Genomic DNA, 22740 nt, shown 5'->3' with positions numbered 1-22740 from the left:
CTCGGGTCGGCCGCAGTCTCCGCCTGCTGCTGCTCCTGGCCTTGGCGGTGGCAATCGTCGTCGGCGGTCCGACCGAGCGCGGCCCGGAGCTGGAGTGGCACCGTATGGCCGGGGCCGTGCTCATGGCGCTCGCCGTGCTGATGCATCAACACGGCGAGTCGATGGCTGCCCACCAGATGACCGTCGGGCCCCGGACGGACCACGGCACCGTCACCGGCCATGACCCGGCGCTCGTGTTGCTACGCGTCGCCACGGCGGCTTACTTCTGCTGGATGGCGACCGCACTCGTCCGGCTGCGCAATCGACCGATCACGGACCTGCTCCGTTGGGAGCACCTGGCCATGGGGGCAAGCCTCGCGGCCATGATCTTCTTCATGAGCTAGGCGAGCAAGCCAGTCGGCAGATCAAATGACGTTGGAGTACTAGTTCTTGATCGGGGTGCCGTCCTCGGCCCAGCGCTGGCGGCTGATCAGCTTGCCCTGGTCGTCGAACTCGACACGGGCGGCGGGGTTGCCGTTGCGGTGCCACTCCTCGTGGACGCCGACAGCTATGCCATAGTGCGCGCTGCCCTCAGCCTTGCGCTCGCCACTCGGGTACCACTCGGCGGAGAGGCCGTCCTCCATGCCCTTGAAGTACGTGGTGACGGCGATGACCTGGCCCTGTGGTGAGCGTTCAACCACCTCGCCGGTGAAGAGTTCGCCCTGGTGGGTCACCCGCAGGTCGTCCTCGATTTCAACGTCGTCGTACTCGACTCGCATGTGTCTACTCCGGGGGTGACGGATCCCGAGCCGTCGTGACCACGGCACAGGACCAGGGGCCGACACCGTCTCGAGGGTGGCCGCCGCACTCGCGACGGCCCTAGATCGGCTCGTGTGCGCGGTCGATGAACGAGCTCACACTGTCCGCCTCGGCGCGGGTCTTCTCGTGCAGGCCCTGGTCGTTGGCCAGTCGATCGAAGTAGCTCTTCTGGTCGGGGCCCCCGAGATCAAGAATCGTCGGGATGGTGATGATCGTCAGACGCCACTGCAGACGAGGAGTGGCTTCCTTGAGCAGGTCGACCACTCGGACCCGCTCCCAATCGTCCAGATGCTCAGGCCCAACGCCGCGGAGCCATCGAACCAGACTCTCCGTCGCCCCTTGCACGATGAAGAAGACCCACGACCGACCGATGCTGTCAACGACCTCGTCCGGTGGCGTCGTCCAGGTGGCACCGAAGACGTCCTCCGGGTCCAGGTACGCCTCGGCCCAGTCGCGCACCCTCTCGGGCGTGACGTCGGCGAGGGTCGGCATCGATTGCTTGAGCCCCGCGTAGAGGATGAACCAATAGTCGTCGAAGAACTCCTTGGGAAGCCCCCAGTCGGTCTCGTCGCCGTAACGGTCCCTGACGTCCACCAGGTAGGCGAGACACATCTCCAACGCCTGTAGGGCTTCAGCCCGCTGCTGTGGGTCGGGCAACAGCTCTCGTGTCGCCTTGCCACGCTCGACGGGATCCGCCAGCCGCCACGGAAGTGGCAGGGCGGCCAGCAATTCGGGGGCAACCCAGGGACCGGTCACAGGAAATCAACTCCGTAGGGCCTGAGGAAGTCACGTGCCGCGTCGAGGTTGGGCAGGTGCTCGCCGAACCAGGCAGCCGGCTTCTTCATCGGGTGCGCCGGGTCGGCCGCAGCCCGTTCCACCGCCTGGTGCAGCGCGGCCAACTGCTCACCCGACAAGGTACGCCCGCCGATCGTAATCGGTACGTTCTGGTCGGCGAGCCGTTCGATCGCCATTTGCGGCGGGTTGTTGCCAGCGCGACTGAAGAGCCCCGTCCAACCCTCGTCGGTGCCGACCCGGATGCTCACCTCCCGCCCCGGCGCGCCGTCACGCCAGTCGAGCATGCGCTCCAACTGGGCGGGGTCGGATCGGAACTTGTTGGCCACGGTCTGCGCGGTGGCCTTGACCTCGACCACATGCACATTGCCGTCAGCGGTCTGGTAGACGAGATCGGCTTCGGGGATGCGACCGGTGTCGACGACCGTGCCGTTGCCCAGGTTGACCCGTTCGCCGGCGACGACATTCAGACCGATCCTGCTGCCCGGGGCCAGGTCGCCGCTCTGGATCACATCGTTCGCGGCACGCAACTCCGTCGCCGCGCCATCGAAGGCGGAGCGGTCCCCGCTGAGGTTGTCGAGCATGTCGCGGAAGATGTCTCCCTGCCGGTCGGCGCTTCCCGCCAGCCGACCGGAGTCCTGAAGGTCCATGAAGTCCCGGACGGCCTGGTTGGCCATACCGTCCGGCAGGTCGGTACGGGCGAGCAGGTTCTCCACCTGGGCCCGCGCTGCAGGACCCAGACGCTCGGCCTGATCGACGAACCGCTGCTGCTCGGCCGGGGTGAGATCCCGCCCTCGGTCCGGGCTTCCCCCGCCCGGCGTGGTGTCGTCGGGGACGTTGCCGGGCGTGGTGTCGTTCGGGACGTTGCCGGGGGTGGTGTCGTCGGGAACATTGCCCGGCGTCGTGTCGTCCGGGACGTTGCCCGGTGTGGTGTCCTCCGGCAGGTTGCCGGGAGGCGTGTTGTCCTCCGGCAGGTTGCCCGGCGGCGTGTTGTCTTCCGGCATGTTCCGCACGGGTGGCGTGTCTTCCGGCCCGCTACGGACGGGTGTGTTGTCGCCGGGGAGGTTGCCGGTTGTCGACTCTCCCGGGGTGCGCCCACCGGGTGTGTTGCCGGGGCCGTTGCCAGCGTCCATGTTCATCGGGTTGCCGCCGCGGTCGTTCGGCATCTCGACGTCGAAGCCGCGTCCGACCGGCACGTCGCCGGCAATGGCGGGCAGGGGCCCGATCTGCGGAATCTGGATGTCGAACTTCTTGGCGAAGTTGATGGCGACCTCGCCGACCGTGGGCAGGTTGTCGAGCCAGTTGCCGGCGCGGACCAGCCCGGCGCCGATTCGGGCGGCGGTCGCGCTGCCCCGGATGCTGTTGACCGCGGCACCTGCGCCGCGTACGCCGGAGCCGGCCCCCTTGGTGCCGATGACGGCGGAGACGATGTTGAACGTGGCGAGGCCGCCGGCCCTCGACTTGTCCTCACTCCACATGTCGTAGGCGATGATGCTCTTGCCGGCGTTGAGGAGAAGGTTGCCCGCCTCGCGCTTCTCCAGGAACGGCATGCCGACCGTCTGGTCGATCACGATGGTGACCGGGTTGATGTAGATGGAGACCGCCCAGACGAACTTGCCGAGGCCCAACCATGACTGGCCGGCGGTGCCCCAGCTCCATTCGCCGGTCGTCGGGTCGCGGCCGATCAGCCCGCCGAGGTCTTCGAGCATGGTGACGAAGCCTTCACCGATGCCACCGAAGAACGCGCCCACGTCACCGAGGAACCCGCGGTCGTGCTCCTCGTTGCTGCCCCAGGGCAGGGCGCCGTCCTCGCCGGCCGCGGCGTTGAGCGTGTCGGCGTTGAAGCCGTACTCGCCGTCGTCGGCTCGGCCGTCAGCGTTGTCGGCGCGGTACTGGCGGCCCCCGTACAGGGCGTTGATTGTGTTGGCGCACTTGCGCTGCGCCTCGAAGAACGCCGCGACCTGCGTGTTCACCGCAGAGATCAGGCCGTTGTGCTGGTTGACCTTGCCCTCGTCCTCGCGCCAGTCGTCGTCGTCCTTTGTCGACTCGACGAACTGCTCCGCCTGGCCCTTCAGTGCCGCGAGTTGGGCCTTGATCTCCTTGACCTCGCTGGCGTACGTGGCCAGGGCGGTGCCGACGGCTTGGACGTCCTCACCGACCGAGGCCGACACGGTGCGTATCGGACCGGAGGCGGCGAACAGTTGTGCTGCCTCGGGTGCCTCGTAGACCGCGGCCAACCCCTGCCAGGTGGTGTCGATCGTCTGACCGGTGTTGGCAAAGTCGACACCGGTCGTCTTGATCGTCTGTGCGTGGGTGGCCAACTGCTCCATGTTGCCGGGGATCTGGGGGATCTCCCCGGGATTGATCATCGCGGCACCGCCCCACGGCCCGGCCCCGGCATCGTCGCCGAGGGGTCGGGTGCCGCCGAGGCACTGCGTTGCGCGTTGGCGGCCATGTCCAGATCACCCTGGACGTAGGCGTTGGTCGCCTGTGCCGCCGCATTCATGCACGCCCCCGTGCGAGTGAACACGAACTCGAGGTCCGTTTTGATCGACTCAACGAAGCCCTGAAGTGCCTGGCCGACGATCTCCGAACTCGACTGGACGGCGGAACCCTCCAGCGCCGAGTTGAACTTGGTCATCTGCCCCTCGAACGGGGCGGCCGCGGCATGGGTGCGATTCAGGACGTCGCGCACTCCACCGGGGGAGATATCCCAGGCGCTCACGCTTGTGCTCCCTCGTCAACACTCGATGGAAAACGACTCAGCCGATGGACTGCACCGCCGTGCGCGCCTTGGACAGCGTGGTCGTCGCCGTCTCGTCGTTCTTGACCATCGTGGTCTTGACCAGATCGATGATCGTGCGCACCTCGCCGGCGGCGCGGTTCCACCGATCCTCGACGGTCCGGTATTCCTCGGAGACGCCGTCGGCCTGGAAGTCGGCCATCGCGGCCGACACGTCGGCGCTGCGCTGCGAGATCACGGCCTCCAGCCGGGCGATGATCCCGGCGAGGTCGCTCTGGACCTGCTGCGAGGTGCCCACGTCAAAGCTGCGTCGATCTGTGCTCATAACCTGTCACTCCCCCGGGAATCAGCGGCTGCTCGAGAACCTGGCCGCGTCGAAGTTGGCGGTGCCCGCCGCCGACGACGCGTTGTCGGCCATCTCGGTGTCACCCTGGCCGAACGCGGAATCCATTCCGCCCTGCCCGCCCAGAATCGCGCCCAGCGCGGAATTGAGAGAGGCGGTGATCGAATCGGCGTTGGCCTTGAACGAATCGAATGCCACCCGCCCGGCACCGTTGAAGTTGCCCTGCAGCGGCTCAGCGGCAGCGATCAACTGCTTGATCAGGCTGCCGAGATCATCAGACGAACCCTGGGTCTGCTTGGTGAGGCTGCCGAGAGTCTGCGCTCCCATGTCGAACTTCATGCCGCTCCTCCCCGTGCCGGGATGAATAACGTTCGCGGTCAATGCTACGTCACCCGCGCCACCCGGTTGGACATCCACCGACCGCGATAGATCAAATAGCGGTGGCCTCGGCGGGCACCGAAGATGGCCACACCGCATCCGCAGATGCACGACTCAGTTGGTTGGTGCACCGCTCACACAGGTGAGCACCTGGCTCTTACCGCGAGTGGCGCTTGCTGTGGTTGTCGCGAACCCGTGGGCTTCGAGCAGCATCGTGGTCGAGGTGAGGTTCGCGGTGGCATGTGCGGCTGTGGGCCGTTCGCCGAACACGTAGAGCCGCCCACCAGGCGTCAGCAGGCTCCGCATCCGTTCGATCTGCTGTGTTGCGTCGCCCAGCCAGAAGATGCTGACGTTCACTGCGAAGATCTTGTCGAAACGGAGCGAATCGAAGTCCGCCGACTCGAATCCGACACATTGAATTTCAGCTCGGCCGGCGTTGATATGGGCCATGTTCCGTTTGGTGGCAATTCGCACCATCGTCGCGGCCCGATCGATGGCGACGATCCGGCCGGTCGTGAGTCGGCTGGCGACCAGAGAAACGGCGGCTCCCCGACCGCATCCGATCTCCAGCACCTTGTCGTCGGATGCGACAGCCATCGTCTGGATCGCCCAGCGCTGCCGGTGGGCGGTCGTCGGCCGCGCCGGCTCGTCCGGCGAGGAGGCGCCATCGCCGGTGGCGGAAGCCGGATGGTGGATGGGCAGAGTGCGCTTCACAACGCGTCACCCGTGGTGCCAGCTCTGCTCACACATCTGATTCCACCCTGCCGGACGCGTCGGTGCACCGTGTCCTCGATCACCGGTGGCGCGTCCGGCACGCGGAGTCGCGCCGATCAGTGCGCGGGTAAGGGCGCGATGTCCGGCAGGACGTCGGCTGACGCCGGAGCGTGCTTCGGGGCGCCGGCGTTCACCATGACCGCGGAGACCAGAGCTGCCGCCGCCACGAAACCGACGGCGGTCCAGTACGCGCCCGAGTAGCCGTGCATCAGCGCCTGGTTCCTCTCGTGGGCCTGGGCCGCTGGGCCGCCGTGCGACACCAGATAGGTGGCGGCCGAACTGGTCGCGATGGTGTTGAGCAGTGCGGTGCCGATCGAGCCACCGACCTGCTGCGACGAGCTGATCATCGCGGAGGCGACCCCGGCGTCCCTGGGTTCGACGCCGTGGGTGGAAATGCTCATCGCGGGCATGAACGCGGTGCCGATGCCGAGCCCGATCACCGCTTCGGCGAACGCGATCTCCAGGAAGGCGCTGTCCGCGTCGAGCAGGGCGAGCAGCACGAGACCGACCGCTGTGACGAGGTAGCCGCTGACCATGATCGGCCTGGGGGCCGTCCGGTGCGCCAGCCGGGCGCCGATCTGCGTGGCCCCGATGGCCTGCGCCACCGCCATCGGCATGAACGCCAGGCCCGCCAGCACCGGCGACCAACCCTTGACCTGCTGGAAGTAGTAGCTGAGCAGGAGGAACATCCCGAACATGCTGACGATGGCAAGGCCGACCGAGAGGTACGCGGCGGCCCGGTTGCGTTCGGTCAGGACGCGCATCGGCAGCAGCGGGGACGTGACTCGCGTCTGCACCAGGATGAAGGCCGCCAGCAGCAGCACGCCCGCGGTGAACGATCCGATGGTCACGCTCGACGACCATCCGCGGCTCTCGGCGACGCCGAAGCCGTAGACCAGGCCGACGAGTCCGAGGCTGGCCAGCACCACGCCGGGAAGGTCGAGCCGGGAACGGTGACGCTCCCCGTCGTCGTGGACGGTGCGACTGCCGCCCAGGATCCCGATGATCGCCACCGGGACGAGGACGAACATCGAGAAACGCCAGTTCAGGTACTGGGTGAGCAGACCACCGACGATCAGACCGACCGCTCCACCGGCGATCGAGACCGCGCTGAACACGCCGAAGGCCTTCGCCCGTTCCCTCGGCTGCGGAAAGGACAGGGAGAGCAACGCGAGCGCGGCCGGCGCGAGCAGGGCCGCGAACACACCCTGCAACGCCCTCGCGGTCAGCAGCATCGCGGCGTTGACCGCCAGGCCGCCGATCGCCGAGGCGATCGCGAACCCGGCCAGTGCGATCAGGAAGACGCGCTTGCGCCCGACCATGTCACCGATCCGGCCACCGACCAGCAGCAGACCGCCGAAGGCCAGACCGTACGCGGTGACCACCCACTGCCTGCTCCCGTCCGTGAAGTGCAGCGACTGCTGCGCCGAGGGGAGCGCGATGTTCATGACGGCCCCGTCGAGCACCACCATCAGTTGAGCGATGGAGATGAACAGCAGTGCCTTCCACCGCTGGGACTGCGGGGCGGCGTGACGTGTGGGCATGACATTCCTTAAGGGCGGTTTACGGGTATTTGCGCAACCCGCCCAACGCTAACGAGGTTGTGGAACGACCGCCACAGAATGTGCCTCCGATTACAGGGGGCTGAGGTGGTCAGTCAACCGCGCCTGGAGGGATTTGAGCGCTAGGAGTGGGCCGGCCACGCCTGATTTCAGCACCTCAACCCCGAACCTGTGAGTGGCGTTACTTTGTCGACCGTTCCAGAAAAGGCTAGCGTTCCGCCTCGTGGAGTCCTGCGGGCCGGCCGGACACATTCGATCGCCGGCAACCCGCGATCTTCGATCCCGAGCCGCGCGGCGGCTGACCAGTCGAGTGAATGTGAGACGAGATGTCCGGACGGTTGGAAGCAAAGGTGCTGGTCGTGACCGGCGGCACGCAGGGCATGGGCCTGGCGTTCGCGCAGCGGGCGGCCACCGAAGGTGCCAGCGTCGTCATCGGCGCCCGGGACAAGGACCGGGGCGAGGAGGTGGTCGCGCAGATCAGGAAGGTGGGCGGCAACGCGCTGTTCGTGCCCACCGACGTGACGGTCGAGGAGGAGATGGCGCGGCTCGTCGACAGCGCGGTGTCGGAGTTCGGGCGACTGGACGGCGCGTTCAACAACGCCGGCGGTGGCCCGATGGCCAGTGTCCGCGACGCCGACAGTGCCGACTGGCACCGGTCGCTGGCCCTCAACCTGACCAGCGTGTTCTACGGCCTCAAGTACGAACTGCCAGCAATCATCGCCTCCGGCGGTGGCGCGATCGTCAACAACGCCTCCGTGTCCGGTGTGAAGGGTGACGCGACCCAGGCCGCGTACAACGCGTCGAAGCACGGGGTCATCGGTTTGACGCGCTCGGCGGCCCTCGACGTGGCGCGCTCCGGCGTGCGGGTCAACGCCCTGGTCACCGGCCTTATCGACACTCCACTGTGGCAGAACGTGGTGAATCAGGCCCCGTCGACCGCGGAGCGCTACCTGTCGGTGCAGCCGACTGGACGGGCCGGCACCTCCGACGAGGTGGCCGCGCTGACCACGTTCCTGCTCAGCGACGAGGCCACCTTCATCAGCGGCGCGTCCATCGCCATCGATGGGGCCCTCACCGCCTGAAGCACCGAGGCACTGAGGTACTGAGGTACTGAGGTACTGAGGCACTGAGGCACTGAGGCACTGAGGCACTGAGGTCCGGTCCGGGGCGGCGGCTCAAGCGGCCGCCACCCCGGACCGGGCAGTGTCTCAGGCGATCCGGTAGGCCCGCTGGATCGTCTCCGTGACCGTGTTGCCGGCGGTGTCGGTGGCCGTCAATCGCAGCGAGACGAGCTGAGCCGACGGGGGCGCACTTTTACCGAAACGTTTCGATGCCCCGTTGGCGAAGCGTGAACTCCGGTGCCGGCAGCTCCGACCCGCTGCCGGCCTTGACCCGTGTGCCATGGGCTGCGCACATCTGCACCCCCACGGGCGACGGCTGTGGGCCGGAAAGGCCGAAACTTTCGGCTCAGATATTGACACTTTCCGATAGCCGGACCCAGACTTGACGTGGCTGGCATTCGTGATCATCGATCACGTTTCGTTCCTTCCCTTCACCACCACCGCACTCGGAAGGAGAGCCTGATGATCATCAGCTCGGGCCGCTCTGGGATCCGTTCGGCGGTCGTCGCGCTGGCGGTAGCAGCGCTCACGATCGCCGGATCGGTATCGGTAACAACAAGGACGACAACGGCACACGCCGCCACCGGCATCATGGCCGCCGCAGCAGTGGAGGACGAGGGCGCCGACTGCGCGGTGTCCGGTCTGCCGGACCTGGGCTCGCTGCCCACCAACGCCAAACTTCCCGATCCGTTCAAGAAGCTGAACGGCCAGACCATCACCTCCAGGTCCGACTGGCGCTGCCGTCGGGCCGAGATCAAGGAGTTGGCGGAGAAGTTCGTCTTCGGCGACAAGCCGGCAAAGCCAGCCACCGTCACGGGCACGGTCTCGAACAGCACCGTCACCGTGAACGTGTCGCACAACGGCAGGAGCGCCAGCTTCTCGGCGCGCGTCGAGCTGCCCAGCGGCACCGGCCCGTTCCCGGCCGTCGTGGTCGTCGGCGGGTTCGGCGCGGACACGGCCACCATCAAGGCCGCCGGCGCCGCCGTCATCAGCTACGACCCCATGGTCGTCGGCCGTGAGGGCACGCCCCGCAACAACAAGCAGGGCGCGTTCTACAGCATCTACGGCGCATCGAGCAGCACCGGTCTGCTCGCCGCCTGGGGTTGGGGCGTGAGCCGGATCATCGACGTCGTCGAGCAGTCCGGCAACGGCATCCTCAAGGCCGACGCGATGGGTGTCACCGGTTGCTCGCGATACGGCAAGGGCGCCTTCGCGATCGGTGTGTTCGACCAGCGCATCGCCCTGACCATGCCGATCGAGTCGGGCAGCGCTGGCGTTCCCATCTTCCGGGGCATCCCGGGGGAGGGTGCCCAGAGCCTGAGCAGCGCGTACGGGGAGCAGCCGTGGCTGGGTGACGCGTTCGGGTCCTTCACCGGCAGCCCGAACAGGCTCCCGGTGGACACGCACGAGATGGTCGCCATGGTGGCGCCACGAGGGCTGTTCATCATGGACAACCCGCACATCGCCAACCTCGGTCCCCGGTCGGCGAGTGTGGCCGCCCTGGGTGGCGCGGAGGTCTACCGGGCGCTCGGTGCCGGCGACAACATCACCTACTGGTCCGACGTCCAGGACGGCACCCACTGCGCCAACCGCCCCGAGTGGCGGGGCCCTCTGCAGAACAGCATCCGGAAGTTCCTGTTGAAGACGGGGAACGAGCCGGGGGTGATCCGGATTTCGAGCAGGGCGCTCGGCCGGTTGGCCGACTGGCGGGACTGGCAGACGCCGGTCCTGGCTGATGGCCCGACCACCCCGCCCCCGACGACACCCCCTCCGACCGAGCCGCCCCCAACCACGCCGCCCCCAACCACGCCGCCTCCGACCACGCCGCCTCCGACCGGTGGTGGCTGTGCGGCGACGGCGTCGATCAACCAGTGGACGGGCGGTTTCGTCGCCACGGTCCGGGTGACTGCCGGATCCACGCCGGTCAACCGCTGGACGGTCACCATGACCCTGCCGTCGGGCGCCAGTATCACCAACATCTGGGGTGCCGATCGGAGCGGCACCACCGGCACTGTCCAGTTCACCAATGTCGCCTACAACGGCGCCATCGCCCCCGGTCAGTCGACCGAGTTCGGCTTCCAGGGCACCGGCACCGGTGCGGGAATGACTCCCACCTGCTCGGCGACCTGATCCGCGGGCCCGGTGCGGAGGCCGCACACCTCCGCGCCGGGCCCTGCTGAGCGTCAGAGCCAGACGACGATCCCGGTCAGGTCGTTGAGGACCGCGGCCACGCCGGCCCGGATGGCGGCCGCGCAGCGCTCGGCCGTGAACGACTTCGGGTCGTACGTCGAGGACGCGCCCAGCCCCTCCCCGCGGAACGACGCGCCGTCCCAGTCGACCGCTGTGACGTTGTGGGTGGGCTCGGCCAGTTCCGCGCCCACCACCAGGAACTTCTCGTCCAGGTGGCTCGGGGTGACCAGCGCGAGGGGGTCGATGAGGTCGTTGCCGGCGCCGACGATGAGGTCCGGGCCCATCTCCATGGCCTTGGCGATGCTGGAGACGGCGTCGTGCGCAGTGCCGACGACGATCGTCCGGAGGTCGACGTGCTCGTCGTCGGCCCACTCCTTGACGGCTGTCACGAGGACCTTGGTCGGGTCGTCGTCCCCGGAGGTCAGCAACACCACCCGGTAGTCCTTCGGCGGGTGGACGCCGTCCCAGGAGCCCGGCTGCGGCGTGATCGTCGCCTCCGGAGCGGGTGTGGTGGAGGGGGCGACGAATCCTGGGCCGAGAGTGCCGATGGCGGCGGGCTCGGGGTGTGGCTGTGACCAGTCGTCGCCGGAGTCGCAGCCGGTGATCAGGGCGACGGTCGCGGCCAGCATGGCAACGGCCCGGAGCGGGGGGCGCAAGGCGATCGTCCTTTCGGGTGGTGGCGGAAAACGCGCGTACGTCTTCCTATTCCTATCGCAATTCTGGGCGCCAACTATCCGTGGGTGGGCGCTCGGGGTCTTTGTTTTCCGGCGGTTCGTCGGCCCGCGGGCTGGTGTTCACCCGCGCCGTGCAACGTGCACTGGCCAACCGAGGGAGTCGCATGTCAGGGCGCGTCCGCCGTACCGTAATCGTCGCCGCTGTCGGGATCGTCGCAGCGGTGATTCCTTTTCTGGGCGCCGGAACCGCGTCCGCGCACGGCTTTTCGTCGACCGTGTACGCGAAAATATCCGCCGGAGACGAGGGTCACATCCGTACGGCGTTGAAGCTCGAATACGACCTTCTCGTGGTGTCCGCCGCCGATTCCGCTGACGCCGATCCGCTCTTCCAGGCGGGAACGGCCGCGTTCGAGGCGGGTGACACCACCGCCCAGGCGGCGGCCCTGAAGAGCCATGCCTCGACGGTCCTCGCGTACGTCGCCGACCGCTTCTCGGTCACGTCGGGGAGCGCGGCCTGCCGACCGGCGGAGGTGGGCGACGCGTCGATCGGCGAGCGCGAGGGCGTGCCGTACGCGGATCTGCTGCTGGACTGGACCTGCCCTGAGCGGGGCGACGAGCACGAGGTGCGCAGCGGTCTCTTCCCCGATGGCGAGGGCTACGTCAAGGACACCAAGACGATCGTCACGTACGAGATCGACGGCCGGTCGGGCAGTGCGGCGCTCGACGCCGACCACCCGACCTTCTCCACCGGGCAGGCCTGGTACGAGCGGTTCGGCGAGTTCTTCCTCCTGGGCGCCGAGCATCTGCTGACCGGGATCGACCACATCCTGTTCCTGCTGGCGTTGATCGCGGGGTCGCGGCGGCTCCGGGAGATCGTGCTCGCGGCCACCAGCTTCACCCTGGCGCACTCGGTGACGTTCATGCTCGCCGCGCTCGGCCTGGTCGAGGTGCCGGCGGCGATCGTGGAGCCGGTCATCGCGTTGTCGATCGCCGTCGTCGCCGGCTGGCACCTGTGGGGGATCTGGCAGCGCGGTGCGCACGCGGCCGACCTGGATACGGCCGGGGCCGGTCACTTCAGCCTCGACCGAGCGGGCTGGATCCGCCTCGGGGTGGTGTTCTGCTTCGGCCTGGTGCACGGTCTGGGCTTCGCCGGCGCGTTGGGCATCGACGAGGCGTGGTCGTGGACCCTGCTGTGGTCGCTGCTGGTGTTCAACGTCGGCATCGAGGTCGTTCAGTTGACGATTATCGCCGCCGTCTTTCCGCTGCTGTTCGTGCTGCGCCGCCGTGCGCCGAAAGCCGGCCTCTGGGCGACCGGGGTTGTTTCTGCGGGCGTGTCCATTATGGGGCTGGTCTGGTTTGTCCAGCGCATTTCTGGATCATGAGTAGAGCTAAGTAGTTCGTGAAGTGCAGTCTTTCGCAAGATCACGTTCATGGTTGGTTCATCAGGCGGCGAAAGCGTGGATCTGCTTCCCCAGCGTGGGGTGAAGGCACAATCCATTCCTCTATTTGAAAAGGGAACAATGTCGATGACATTGAAGACCTCGACACGGGCCTCCGGGCTCGTGCGGCGGAGTCTGGTGGCCGGGGTCGCAGCCGGCTTCCTGGGAATGGGCGCGGCCCTCGGCAGTGGCCTGCTGGCCACCGCGAGTGCGGCCGAGTCCACCACGATCAGCAGCGTGGTCCTCGGCGTCGGCGCCAACGAGACCCAGCGCATCGTGAGCTGGTATTCCTCGGCCGACACCGCGCAGAAGATCCAGCTCGCCCCGACCGCCGAGATCGTCAACGGTGAGTTCCCGGCCGGCGCGGTCAGCTTCGACGCCGTCGGTGCGGCGAACACCTCCACCACCGGCTTCAACCGGCACGCCACGATCAGCAACCTGCGCGAGAAGACGGCCTACTCGTACCGGGTCGGCGCCGAGGGCAGCTGGTCCCCGACGTACGCCTTCAAGACGCAGGACTTCGAGGGCGACTACGACTTCCTGTTCTTCGGCGACCCCCAGATCGGCTCCTCCGGCGACCGGCTGAAGGACCAGGCCGGCTGGGAGGACACCCTGAAGGTGGCCACCGCGGCCAACCCGAACGCCGAGCTGCTGGTGTCCGCCGGCGACCACGTCGAGAGCGCCAACGACGAGGGGCAGTGGACCTCGTTCCTGGCCCCCGACCAGCTGCGCCAGATCCCCCTCGTGGCCACCATCGGCAACCACGACGTCGGTGGCAAGTCGTACGAGCAGCACCACTTCACCCCGAACACCGACCGCTCGTCTGCGTACTACAACGGGGACCAGGCGACGCGGTCCGGCGGCGACTACTGGTTCATCCACAAGGACGTGCTGTTCATCGACCTGAACAGCAACAGCTACGTCAACCCGGCGGACGGCTCCGCCGGCGGCGACGCGGCGCACGTCGCGTACGTCACCGACGTCATCAACAAGCACGGCTCCGAGGCCAAGTGGAAGGTGCTGGTCTACCACCACTCCATCTACTCGCCGGCCAGCCACGCGACCGACACCGACAACAAGCAGCGGCGGGAGGACTTCACCACCGCGTTCTCCAACCTCGGCGTCGACATGGTGCTCCAGGGCCACGACCACAGCTACACCCGCAGCTACTCCATCAAGAACGGCCAGAAGGAGAACCCGGCCGAGAAGCCGGGTTCCGCCGACGTGTTCCCCGGCCCGGGTGGCGTCATCTACGTGACGGCCAACTCGGCCTCCGGCTCGAAGTACTACGACATCAAGAAGCCGGACAACACCGGCACCGGCATCCGCGGCAACGGCCCGGACCCGCTGGACCCGAACAAGTACTGGTACAACTCCGTGCAGAACCAGGAGCACGTCCGCAGCTACGTCAAGGTGCAGGTCCGCGGCGACAAGCTGGTCCTCGCGAACGTCCGCAGCGGCACCTGCGCGGCGCCGAACGCGGCGGTGGAGAAGGGCCTCTCCTGCGTCAACACCCCGGACGGCCAGCCGGTTGGCTCGATCGTCGACAACGTGACGGTGCACCCGTTCCAGGGTGACGGCCAGGCCATCCAGGTCAACGTGCCGAACCCGGCTCCGGGCGAGTTCGGCTGGACGATCGACGGCTACAACCGTCTGGTCGACCTGGGTACCGCGCAGGAGCGCGACGGCACCTTCTTCGAGGCGACCGGCAAGATCAACCCGATCCTCGTCTCGGACAGCCGCCGCTCGCTCGCCCCGTGGTCGATCTCGGCCAACGTCGGCGACTTCCAGGACGCCGAGAAGAAGTTCTCCGGCTCCTACCTGGGCTGGACCCCGTACGTGCTCGACGGCGGCGCGGGCGCCGAGGCCGGGGCGCCGATCCTGTCGTCCTACGACGACCAGGGCAAGGGCCTCTCGGTCTCCAGCGGGCTCGGCGCGGCCGCGCAGGGGCACCCCCGGGGCGGTGCCAAGCTCGGCGCTGACCTGGACCTGAAGATCCCGGACAGCATCGCGAAGGGCAGCTACCGCACCACCCTCACGATCACTGCCCTGAGCAGCTGACCGGACGTTCCACTCGGCGGGGTAGGCACCTTCGGGGCCTGCCCCGCCACCCATGTGCCACCCCTCCCAAGATCACCTCAAGGAACCGACATGTATCCGTCCGTAACGCGCTGGAAGACAGTCCTTCGTACCACCGCGCTCTCCCTGCTCGCCGCCGTCGCGGCCGTCGGTGTCGGTGCCGGCCCCGCCTCGGCGGCGGACGGCAACGTCGCCTGGACGGTCCGGACGGCCTCCAACGGCTACGGCGAAGCCCGGTCCAGCTACAGCTACAACGTCAATCCCGGTGGCGCCGTCGAGGACGCCATGGTCGTGGCCAACCGCGGCCCGTCGCCGCTGACCCTGGCCGTGTACGCAGCCGACGGCTTCACGACCGACGCGGGCCAGCTCGACCTGCTCACCAAGGACAAGAAGTCCATCGCGGTCGGTGCCTGGGTGAAGGCGAAAGCCGACAGTGTCGTGATCCAGCCCGGGAAGACCGCGCAGGTCCCCTTCACGATCGGCGTTCCGGACAACGCCACGCCCGGTGATTACGTCGGCGGCATCCTCACCGCGCTCACGCAGGCCGACCAGGCCGAGGGCATCAACGTCGACCGGCGCCTCGGCATCCGGATCAAGTTGCGGGTCGGCGGTGAGCTGAAGCCGAACCTCGCGATCGAGGACCTGCACGTGACGTACGCCGGCTCGGCCAACCCGTTCGGCAAGGGCGACGCCACCATCACCTACAAGGTGCACAACGTCGGCAACGCCGCCCTGTCCGGGCAGCAGGCGGTGTCGGTCTCGGGCCCGTTCGGGTTGCTTCGGGTACGGGCCAGGGACATCGCCGCGCCGCCGGAGCTGCTTCCGGGTGAGAGCTGGAACGTGACGGTGCCCGTGCACGGCGTCGCCCCTGCCATCTCGCTGGCCGCGACCGCGACCCTCACGCCGCTGCTCACCGACGCGTCGGGCTCCACCACCTCACTCAAGCCGGTCACGGTCACCGCGCACGGCTGGGCCCTGCCGTGGACGTTGGTGCTGGCGCTCGTCGTCCTGGTCGCCGCGCTCGTCGGGGCGTACCTGTATCGGCGCCGCAACCGGACGCAGCGCAAGGTGCGCGAGGACGCCCGGGTGCGCGACGCCGTAGCGCAGGCGCTGCGCGGCCAGGAGCCGCAGACGTCCTGATCCCAGCTGTCGTCAGCGCCGCTGGCGGTGGTCGCCGGCGGCGCTCGCGCGGCGGGTCAGACCGACGGCGACCGCGATCACCGCGATCACCAGCACCGCCGCCAGCGCCGGTGCCCAGGTAGGGGCGGTGCGCAGCAGCACCGTGCCGAGCGCGGCGCCGAGCACCAGCCCGGCCAATCGGCCGACGCCACCCACGTCGGCGAACCGGTGCGGGTCGACGATGCGACGTCGGACCAGCTCGGTCAGCGAGCCGGTCAGATAGGTGGTCGACGCGCCCTTCACACCGGCACCTACGGTGATCACGCTCTGGATGCCGCTCGACACGGCGGCCATCCCCAGCAGCACCAGCCCGAAGCCGTACCCGGGACGGGCCGAGCAGGCGAACCAGCCCACGGTGAAACCGAGCAGCAGGACCGCCTCCGCCGAGGTCACCACGGCGGTACGGCCGTTCCACCCCGGTGGGGTGCGACGCAGCGGCAGCGTGGCGGCTGCCACCCCCACCGCGTAACCACCGACCGCCACCACGGCACCCATCAACGAGCGGGCGTCCGCCGTGGCGAGCGCGTGGCCGAAGTGCACCAGGTTGCCGGTGACCACGCTGGCGAAGTACCCGTTGAGCCTGGTCAGGCAGATCACGTCGATACAGCCGGAAGCCGCGGCCAACGTCACCAGGAGCCAGGCCGTGGCCCGCGTCGAAGGAGCGCGCACGGTGCTCCTTCCGGTCGGTTGCGTTCCGGCGCGACGGCCGCGCCCGCCCCTCGTCGGCCGCCTCCGGGCACGCAGCCATTCCCACGCCCGTCCCGACTACGCCCGTCGGGGAACCCCGCGAGCGGACGGTCGCCCTTGTGGGTGAACGGCACCCGGCACCGGGGTCACGTCTGTCCCCGAGCCGGCATGCTGCGACGGTGACGCCGGCACGGGAGGAGAATCCACATGGTTGACGGGGATGTGCCAGAGCGGATGCAGGCCGCGGCCCTGGACGATTTCGGTGGGCCGGAGGTGATCACCCTCCGCAAGTTGCCGATCCCCGAGATCGCCGACGACGAGGTGCTGATCAAGGTCTGGAGCGCCGGCGTGGGGGTGTGGGACGTGTACGAGCGGCAGGGTGTGCTCGTACCGGAGGGCTCTGCCCTTCCGATCGTGCCCGGCTCCGACGGTGCCGGCACCGTCATCTCGGCCGGCAGCAAGGTGTCCAACGTCGCTGTCGGCGACCTGGTCTACGTCTCCGCCACCACCCGGCCGAAGGGCGGCTTCTACGCCGAGTACGCGGCAGTCAAGGCGCAGTACGCGGCCAGGGTGCCCGATGGCGTGCCGGCGGAGCACGCCGGCGCCATGTCCACCGACGCGCTGACCGCGCTGGCCGGGCTCGACACCGTCAGCCTGTCGGCCGGCGACTGGTTGCTGATCTTCGGCGCGAGCGGCGGTCAGGGACACCTGGCCGTGCAGCTGGCCAAACGGCAGGGACTGAACGTGATCGCCGTGGCATCCGGTGCGGACGGCGTCGCCCTGGTGACCCGGCTCGGCGCCGACGTTTCCCTCGACGGCCACGGCGACATGACCGACGTGCTGGCTCGGATCCGGGACGCGGCGCCGGACGGGGTGAAGGCCATCCTGGCGATGGCCGGCGGTGCGACCCTCGACCGGCTCACCGAGGCGCTGGCCGACGGCGGGGTTGTCGCGTTCGCCCACGGGGTGCGGCCGGAGCCGCAGGAACGGCCGGGCGTCACGGTGCGGGCCTACGACGGCGAATCGAGCCCTCGACAGTTGCAGCGCCTCAACGAACTCATCGAGGCCGGGCCTTTCGTGGTGCACGTCGCGGAGAAGTTCCCGCTGGGCAAGGTGCGGGACGCGCACCAGCGCCTGGAGACCTCCTACGCCGGCAAGCTCCTGCTGACGGTGGCCTGAGACCTCAGGGCATGCGCTGTTGCGGCACGCGTACCGATGCCATGCCGGCCGCGGTCGCGGCCTGGATGCCCAGGTCGGTGTCCTCGAAGACCAGGCACGACTCGGGCGCTACGCCGAGGTGTTCCGCCGCGAGCAGGAATGCCTGCGGGTCGGGCTTGGCCCGCGTGTAGTCGTCGGCGCAGACCAGCACGTCGAACCGGTCCAGCAGACCGAGCGCGTCGAGGGAGGCGGTGACCGAGGCGCGGGTGCTGCCGGAGACGACGGCGAACGGGACCCGCCGGTGCGCGTCGTGGATGTGCGCCAGCACCTCGGGCACGGCCGCGAGCTGCGGCAGCAGCTCCTCGTAGTAGCTCTCCCGGCGCTCGACGACCGTCGCCACCGGCATGCTCAGACCCTGCTGCTCGTTGAGGGCGACGATGATGTCGGCCGTCGGCCGGCCGCCCCAGGCGTAGAAGAGGTCCTCCGGGAACTCGCAGCCCCACTCGCCCAGAGCCCGCTGCCAGGCCACGTAGTGCAGCGGCATCGAGTCGACGATCGTGCCGTCGCAGTCGAACAGGTACGCGGCGAACTCACCGGGAGGCAGAGGCAGAGTCACCGGGGAAGGGTACAGCGCGCGCCGGCCATCGAGCTCCGCTCACGGGCTCGTGACGGCTTCCAGCTGGCGGAGCAGGAACGCTCGCTCCGGTTCCGTGCCGACCAGCGCCAACGCGCTGCGGTACGCCGCCGCGGCCTCGTCGTATCTGCCGAGGCGGCGCAGCAGGTCGGCCCGCGCCGCCGGATAGGGATGGTGGCCGCGCAGCCGCGGCTCGTCGGCCAACTCGTCGAGCAGGGCGAGCCCCGCCTCCGGCCCGTCCCGCATCGCCACCGCGGCGGCCCGGTTCAGCGCGACGACCGGTGAGGGCACCAGGCTGAGTAGGACGTCGTAGAGGGCCACCACCTGCGGCCAGTCGGTGCTGGCCACGTCGGCGGCCTCGTCGTGCAGCGCGGCGATGGCGGCCTGCACGCCGTACGGGCCGGGCTCCGGGCCGGTCAGCGCGACCACCACCAGCTCCCGCCCCTCCTCGATCATGGGGCGATCCCAGCGTCCGCGATCCTGGTCGTCGAGAAGGACCATGGCGCCATCCGGCCCGGTACGCGCGTCACGTCGGGCATGGACGAGCAGCATCAGGCCGAGCAGCCCGGCGACCTCCCGCTCCGCGGGCAGCAGCCGACGCAGGATCCGGCCCAGCCGGATGGCCTCCTCGGCCAGGTCGATCCGTTGCAGATCCGGGCCGGAGCTGGCGGCGTACCCCTCGGTGAAGACCGAGTAGACGGCCTGAAGCACTGTGGGCAGTCGACCGGGCAGCTCGTCGTCGCCAGGCACCCGGAACGGGATGCGGGCGTCCCGGATCTTGCGCTTGGCCCGGACCAGCCGTTGGGCCATGGTCGCCGGTGGCACGAGGAAGGCCCGCGCGACCTCGGCCGTGGTGAGGCCGGCGAGGAACCGCAGGGTGAGTGCTCCCCGGTCCTGCGCGGCCAGGGCCGGGTGTGCGCAGGTGAAGAAGAGTGCCAGCCGGTCGTCGGGCAGGTCACGGTCCGCGTCCGCGGGTGGGGCGTGGTCGGCCCGCTCGGCCTCCGCCCGGAGGACGGCGAGCCGCGTCGCCAGCACCCGGTCGCGACGCAGCCGGTCCACGGCTCGACGCCGCGCCGTGGTGAGCAGCCAGGCACCCGGCCGGCTCGGGACGCCGTCGGTCGGCCAGTGCACCAGGGCCGCCTCGATGGCCTCGGAGGCGACCTCCTCGGCCAGGTCGAGGTCACCGAAGCGGCGCACGAGCGAGGCGAGCAGTCGGCCGCGTTCCTCCCGGAACACCGCCTCCACGGACGACCCGACTGCTGCCCTCTCGTCCGGCACGGTCAGGCCTGCATGTCGATCTCGAAGATCGGACGGACCTGGACCGACCCGGTGCCGATGGCCCCGGGACTGCGGGCCGCCCAGTCCAGCGCGGCGTCGAGGTCCGGCACGTCGATGACGTCGTACCCGCCGAGCAGCTCGCGGGTCTCGGCGAACGGCCCGTCGGTGATCGTGCGCTCGCCATCCGGGCCCACCTGCACTGTCGTGCAGGTGGTCAGGTCCTGCAAGGGGTGCCCGGAGACCCAGACCCCGGCGTCCTTCATCTCCCGGTCGTAGCGGATCCAGTCCTCGAAACTGCACCCGTTGTCGACGACCTCACCGTCGACCATGGGGCTCATGAACAGCAGCATGTACTTCATGTTTCGGCTCCTCTCGGTGCGGCGTGTCGCCGTACAGCATGACGACGAACGACCCACGGGGATGTCGACACGGCACGTCAGGTTTTTTCCGGGCCGGAGTTCACGCGTGGCGCGGCTGTGCCCAGTCGTGTTGATCGACCCACCGCTCGAACCAGGTGACCCCGATCAGGAAGACGGTCAGCAGGGCGAGCGCCGCCAGCGGAGGCAGGGACCGGCCGATCGGCAGCAGGGCCAGAGGCAGGAGCGCGGCGACGACCTGCGTCGGGTGGACGACGCGCACGGTCAGCCGGCGGAACACGAGCCTGCTGATCAGGTAGACGGCTGCGCCACCGTAGAGCGCGGTGGCCGCTTCCCAGCCCAGCGGGTCGGAATGACCGGACTCCTCGCTGAGTTGGCTGATCACCTCCTCGATGCCGAGCGCGACGTAGATCGCACCGATGATCAGCGGTGAGTGCCCGATGCCGTACGCGTCGCCGGCCACGCCGGCCCGTCGCTCATCCGGCACATCGCTGACGGCCTTCCTCGCGGCGGGCGCCAGCCGCTCGAAGTAGAGCCACCACAGGCAGACAGTGCTGGTGAGGCCGAGCAGCGCGGCCACCACCGCCGCACCGACGGGTGCCATCGTCCGTGGCCCCGCACCGGCGGAGATCAGCGACTCGCCCAGCGCGATGATGAGCACCAGGCCGAACCGCTCGGTGAAGTGGTCCACGCTGCGCAGTTGCCACGGACGGAAGGCAGAGGCGATCCGGGCGCCGCCGATGTCCACCAGCAGCGCGACCGTCCAGAGCGCCGTCTGAGCCGCGCCGCCGAGCAGCGCGCCGCCGACCAGCGGGAGCCACGCCAGCACCACCGGCACGGTGAAGAAGCGCAGCGTCGAGCGCAGTGGCGGGTTCGTCGCGCTCACCCAGAACAGGACCACGAGCTGCACCGCCCGGCCGACCACGTAGGCCAGGGTGAGGGCAAGCGGGGCGTCCAGGAACCCCGGACCCTGTTTCCACGCGTCCGGCAGCACCAGCGCGACCACGAAGATCGCCGCCATTGCGACCAGGGTCGCCGCGCGGACCAGGCCGACGTCCGCGCGGACCAGGTTTCCCACCCAGGTGTACGGCCCCCAGGAGTAGAGCAGCAGCAGGAGGAGGAGCAGCCCCTGAGCCAGGGTCAGCGCGGTCGGCGACCCGGCCATGAACGTGATGACCCGGGTGAGCGCGAAGACGAAGACCAGGTCGAAGAAGATTTCGAACATCGTGGTCCGGTGCGTCTCCGCAGCCCGCACCGGACGCTCGTCGAAAATCCCCCTCATCCTGGCATTCTGCCCAGGTCGGTCGCGGGTTCATCCGCTCTTCCCGCCGGGCGCCGACCTCAGGCCGAGGCGTCGGTCCGCCGCCGGCTCCGCTCGGCCCGCCGCCGCACCTGCTGGTACGCGCCGGTCAGCCCCATCGCCCGGCGTACCTCGATCAAGGTCTGGCGTACCTCCAGGCGGGTCCGCTCGGTGCCCTCGACGATCAGCCGGTCGACCAACCCCCGGTCGGCCTCGATCTCGGCCCGGCGCTGCCGGATCGGCGCCAGGAACCCTTCCAGCGCGGCCACGAGCCGTTCCTTGACCTCCACATCACCCACCTGCCCGGCCCGGTAACGCCGGGCCAGGTCGGCAACCTCGTCGCGGTCCGGATTGAAGACCCCGTGGTACGCGAACACCGGGTTGCCCTCCACCGTGCCCGGCACGTCGGCCCGTACCCGGCTGGGATCGGTGTACATGCCGAGCACCTTCCGACGCACGGTGGCGGCATCGTCGGAGAGCGCGATCGAGTTGCCCCGGCTCTTGCTCATCTTGGCCGCGCCGTCGGTGCCCACCAGGCTCGGTGTGTCCGCCGGGATCAGCTCGGGCACCGGGAAGACCGGCCCGTAGAGATGGTTGAACCGGCGCGCGATCTCCCGGGTCACCTCGACGTGCGCGGCGTTGTCCCGACCGACCGGGACCACCTCGCCCTTCACGCAGAGGATGTCCGCGGCCTGGAGCACCGGATAACCCAGCAGCCCGTACGGCATCTCCTCCTTGCCAGCGTCGCGGGCCATGTCCTTGAGCGACGGCACCCGTTCCAGCCGGGGGACGGTCACCAGGTTCTGTAGGAGGGTGTTGAGGTCGCCGACCTCCGGGATGGCCGACTGGAGGTAGAACGTGGCGCTCTCCGGCTCGACGCCGGCGGCGAGGATGTCGGTGACCATCTCCCGGGCGTTGCCGGAGACCTGGTCGATGTCCTCGCGGCGGTTGCGCGTGGTGAGCATGTGCAGGTCGGCGATGATGAAGAAGCTCTCGTAGCGTCGGTGCAGCCGCACCCGGTTGGCGATGCTGCCGACGTAGTGACCGAGATGAAGGCGGCCGGTGGGCCGGTCGCCGGTGAGCATTCGTGCGACGGACATGGTGGGGTGCCTCTCGTATCCGAGGTTGGTGACGCGTGGGCGCGCGCCGAGTGGGGCCGATGTTCAGGCCCCCTCGGTCAGCGGGATCGGCTCAGCGAGCCGTCCGCCATCGCGCGCCGGCGCGGTATCGCAGA

General features: G+C 69.1%; 22 protein-coding genes. 7 read left to right on the top strand and 15 right to left on the bottom strand.

Annotation, left to right across the window (positions count from 1 at the left end; genetic code table 11):
• Positions 1 to 47 precede the first annotated feature (47 nt).
• Positions 48 to 383, top strand: a complete 336-nt coding sequence (locus CLT68_RS05620) for a hypothetical protein (RefSeq protein WP_143743132.1) — start codon at positions 48 to 50, stop codon at positions 381 to 383.
• Between the two features lie 39 nt (positions 384 to 422).
• Here CLT68_RS05620 and CLT68_RS05615 read toward each other — a convergent pair whose 3' ends face one another.
• The 8 genes from CLT68_RS05615 to CLT68_RS05580 all read right to left on the bottom strand — a co-directional run bounded on the left by CLT68_RS05615 (position 423) and on the right by CLT68_RS05580 (position 7372).
• Positions 423 to 758 (bottom strand): hypothetical protein, encoded by a 336-nt coding sequence (locus CLT68_RS05615; protein ID WP_099849299.1) that lies wholly within the window; start codon positions 756 to 758, stop codon positions 423 to 425.
• A gap of 100 nt (positions 759 to 858) precedes the next feature.
• Positions 859 to 1554, bottom strand: coding sequence for a hypothetical protein (locus tag CLT68_RS05610; protein ID WP_099849297.1), 696 nt, complete (start codon positions 1552 to 1554; stop codon positions 859 to 861).
• The gene (locus tag CLT68_RS05605) at positions 1551 to 3959 is read right to left on the bottom strand and encodes a hypothetical protein (RefSeq protein ID WP_099849296.1); all 2409 of its coding nucleotides are present in this window, start codon (positions 3957 to 3959) and stop codon (positions 1551 to 1553) included. The genes CLT68_RS05610 and CLT68_RS05605 overlap by 4 nt, the downstream gene beginning before the upstream one ends.
• On the bottom strand, positions 3956 to 4315 hold the full coding sequence (locus CLT68_RS05600; protein ID WP_088950654.1) for a DUF6507 family protein: 360 nt from the start codon (positions 4313 to 4315) through the stop codon (positions 3956 to 3958). Before CLT68_RS05600 ends, CLT68_RS05605 begins: the two co-directional genes overlap by 4 nt.
• A gap of 37 nt (positions 4316 to 4352) precedes the next feature.
• Complete coding sequence (locus tag CLT68_RS05595) at positions 4353 to 4658, bottom strand: pore-forming ESAT-6 family protein (RefSeq protein WP_088950653.1); 306 nt, start codon at positions 4656 to 4658, stop codon at positions 4353 to 4355.
• Positions 4659 to 4679: 21 nt separating this feature from the next.
• Entirely contained in the window at positions 4680 to 5015 is a 336-nt protein-coding gene (locus CLT68_RS05590) for a hypothetical protein (protein ID WP_088950652.1), read from the bottom strand.
• Positions 5016 to 5168: 153 nt separating this feature from the next.
• Positions 5169 to 5768, bottom strand: a complete 600-nt coding sequence (locus tag CLT68_RS05585) for a class I SAM-dependent methyltransferase (RefSeq protein WP_099849294.1) — start codon at positions 5766 to 5768, stop codon at positions 5169 to 5171.
• A 116-nt stretch (positions 5769 to 5884) separates the two neighbouring features.
• Positions 5885 to 7372, bottom strand: coding sequence for a DHA2 family efflux MFS transporter permease subunit (locus CLT68_RS05580; RefSeq protein ID WP_099849292.1), 1488 nt, complete (start codon positions 7370 to 7372; stop codon positions 5885 to 5887).
• A 344-nt stretch (positions 7373 to 7716) separates the two neighbouring features.
• Here CLT68_RS05580 and CLT68_RS05575 point away from each other — a divergent pair, with 344 nt between their 5' ends.
• Positions 7717 to 8472, top strand: coding sequence for an SDR family oxidoreductase (locus CLT68_RS05575; protein WP_099849290.1), 756 nt, complete (start codon positions 7717 to 7719; stop codon positions 8470 to 8472).
• Positions 8473 to 8973: 501 nt separating this feature from the next.
• Positions 8974 to 10641 (top strand): glucuronyl esterase domain-containing protein, encoded by a 1668-nt coding sequence (locus tag CLT68_RS05570; protein ID WP_099849289.1) that lies wholly within the window; start codon positions 8974 to 8976, stop codon positions 10639 to 10641.
• A gap of 53 nt (positions 10642 to 10694) precedes the next feature.
• Here CLT68_RS05570 and CLT68_RS05565 read toward each other — a convergent pair whose 3' ends face one another.
• Positions 10695 to 11357 carry a type 1 periplasmic-binding domain-containing protein gene (locus tag CLT68_RS05565; RefSeq protein WP_088950647.1) on the bottom strand — a complete coding sequence of 221 codons (663 nt, stop codon included), beginning with the start codon at positions 11355 to 11357 and terminating at the stop codon, positions 10695 to 10697.
• 17 nt (positions 11358 to 11374) lie between these two features.
• Between CLT68_RS05565 and CLT68_RS05560 the strand changes: the two genes are divergently transcribed.
• From CLT68_RS05560 to CLT68_RS05550, 3 genes are all read left to right on the top strand, one after another.
• Complete coding sequence (locus CLT68_RS05560; RefSeq protein ID WP_486482081.1) at positions 11375 to 12757, top strand: HupE/UreJ family protein; 1383 nt, start codon at positions 11375 to 11377, stop codon at positions 12755 to 12757.
• 144 nt (positions 12758 to 12901) lie between these two features.
• Positions 12902 to 14875 carry a purple acid phosphatase family protein gene (locus tag CLT68_RS05555; protein ID WP_099849285.1) on the top strand — a complete coding sequence of 658 codons (1974 nt, stop codon included), beginning with the start codon at positions 12902 to 12904 and terminating at the stop codon, positions 14873 to 14875.
• 90 nt (positions 14876 to 14965) lie between these two features.
• Positions 14966 to 16033 carry a WxL protein peptidoglycan domain-containing protein gene (locus CLT68_RS05550; protein ID WP_099849283.1) on the top strand — a complete coding sequence of 356 codons (1068 nt, stop codon included), beginning with the start codon at positions 14966 to 14968 and terminating at the stop codon, positions 16031 to 16033.
• Between the two features lie 12 nt (positions 16034 to 16045).
• On the opposite strand, the gene CLT68_RS05545 is transcribed toward CLT68_RS05550, so the two are convergent.
• On the bottom strand, positions 16046 to 16741 hold the full coding sequence (locus CLT68_RS05545) for a YoaK family protein (protein WP_099849281.1): 696 nt from the start codon (positions 16739 to 16741) through the stop codon (positions 16046 to 16048).
• A 225-nt stretch (positions 16742 to 16966) separates the two neighbouring features.
• Between CLT68_RS05545 and CLT68_RS05540 the strand changes: the two genes are divergently transcribed.
• Complete coding sequence (locus tag CLT68_RS05540; RefSeq protein WP_199176992.1) at positions 16967 to 17938, top strand: NADP-dependent oxidoreductase; 972 nt, start codon at positions 16967 to 16969, stop codon at positions 17936 to 17938.
• A 4-nt stretch (positions 17939 to 17942) separates the two neighbouring features.
• On the opposite strand, the gene CLT68_RS05535 is transcribed toward CLT68_RS05540, so the two are convergent.
• The 5 genes from CLT68_RS05535 to trpS all read right to left on the bottom strand — a co-directional run bounded on the left by CLT68_RS05535 (position 17943) and on the right by trpS (position 22606).
• Positions 17943 to 18533, bottom strand: coding sequence for an HAD family hydrolase (locus CLT68_RS05535; protein WP_099849277.1), 591 nt, complete (start codon positions 18531 to 18533; stop codon positions 17943 to 17945).
• A gap of 39 nt (positions 18534 to 18572) precedes the next feature.
• A complete protein-coding gene (locus tag CLT68_RS05530) occupies positions 18573 to 19829 on the bottom strand; it encodes a sigma-70 family RNA polymerase sigma factor (protein WP_099849275.1) in 1257 nt (418 codons plus the stop codon).
• A 2-nt stretch (positions 19830 to 19831) separates the two neighbouring features.
• Entirely contained in the window at positions 19832 to 20188 is a 357-nt protein-coding gene (locus CLT68_RS05525) for a YciI family protein (RefSeq protein WP_099849273.1), read from the bottom strand.
• 100 nt (positions 20189 to 20288) lie between these two features.
• Positions 20289 to 21488 (bottom strand): low temperature requirement protein A, encoded by a 1200-nt coding sequence (locus CLT68_RS05520; RefSeq protein ID WP_099849272.1) that lies wholly within the window; start codon positions 21486 to 21488, stop codon positions 20289 to 20291.
• 59 nt (positions 21489 to 21547) lie between these two features.
• Positions 21548 to 22606: a tryptophan--tRNA ligase gene (trpS, locus tag CLT68_RS05515; protein WP_099849270.1), complete on the bottom strand. Its 1059-nt coding sequence runs from the start codon at positions 22604 to 22606 to the stop codon at positions 21548 to 21550.
• Between the last annotated feature and the right edge of the window lie 134 nt (positions 22607 to 22740).

This window comes from Micromonospora sp. CNZ299 (genome assembly GCF_002754415.1).
This window is presented reverse-complemented; position numbering and strand designations above follow the sequence as displayed.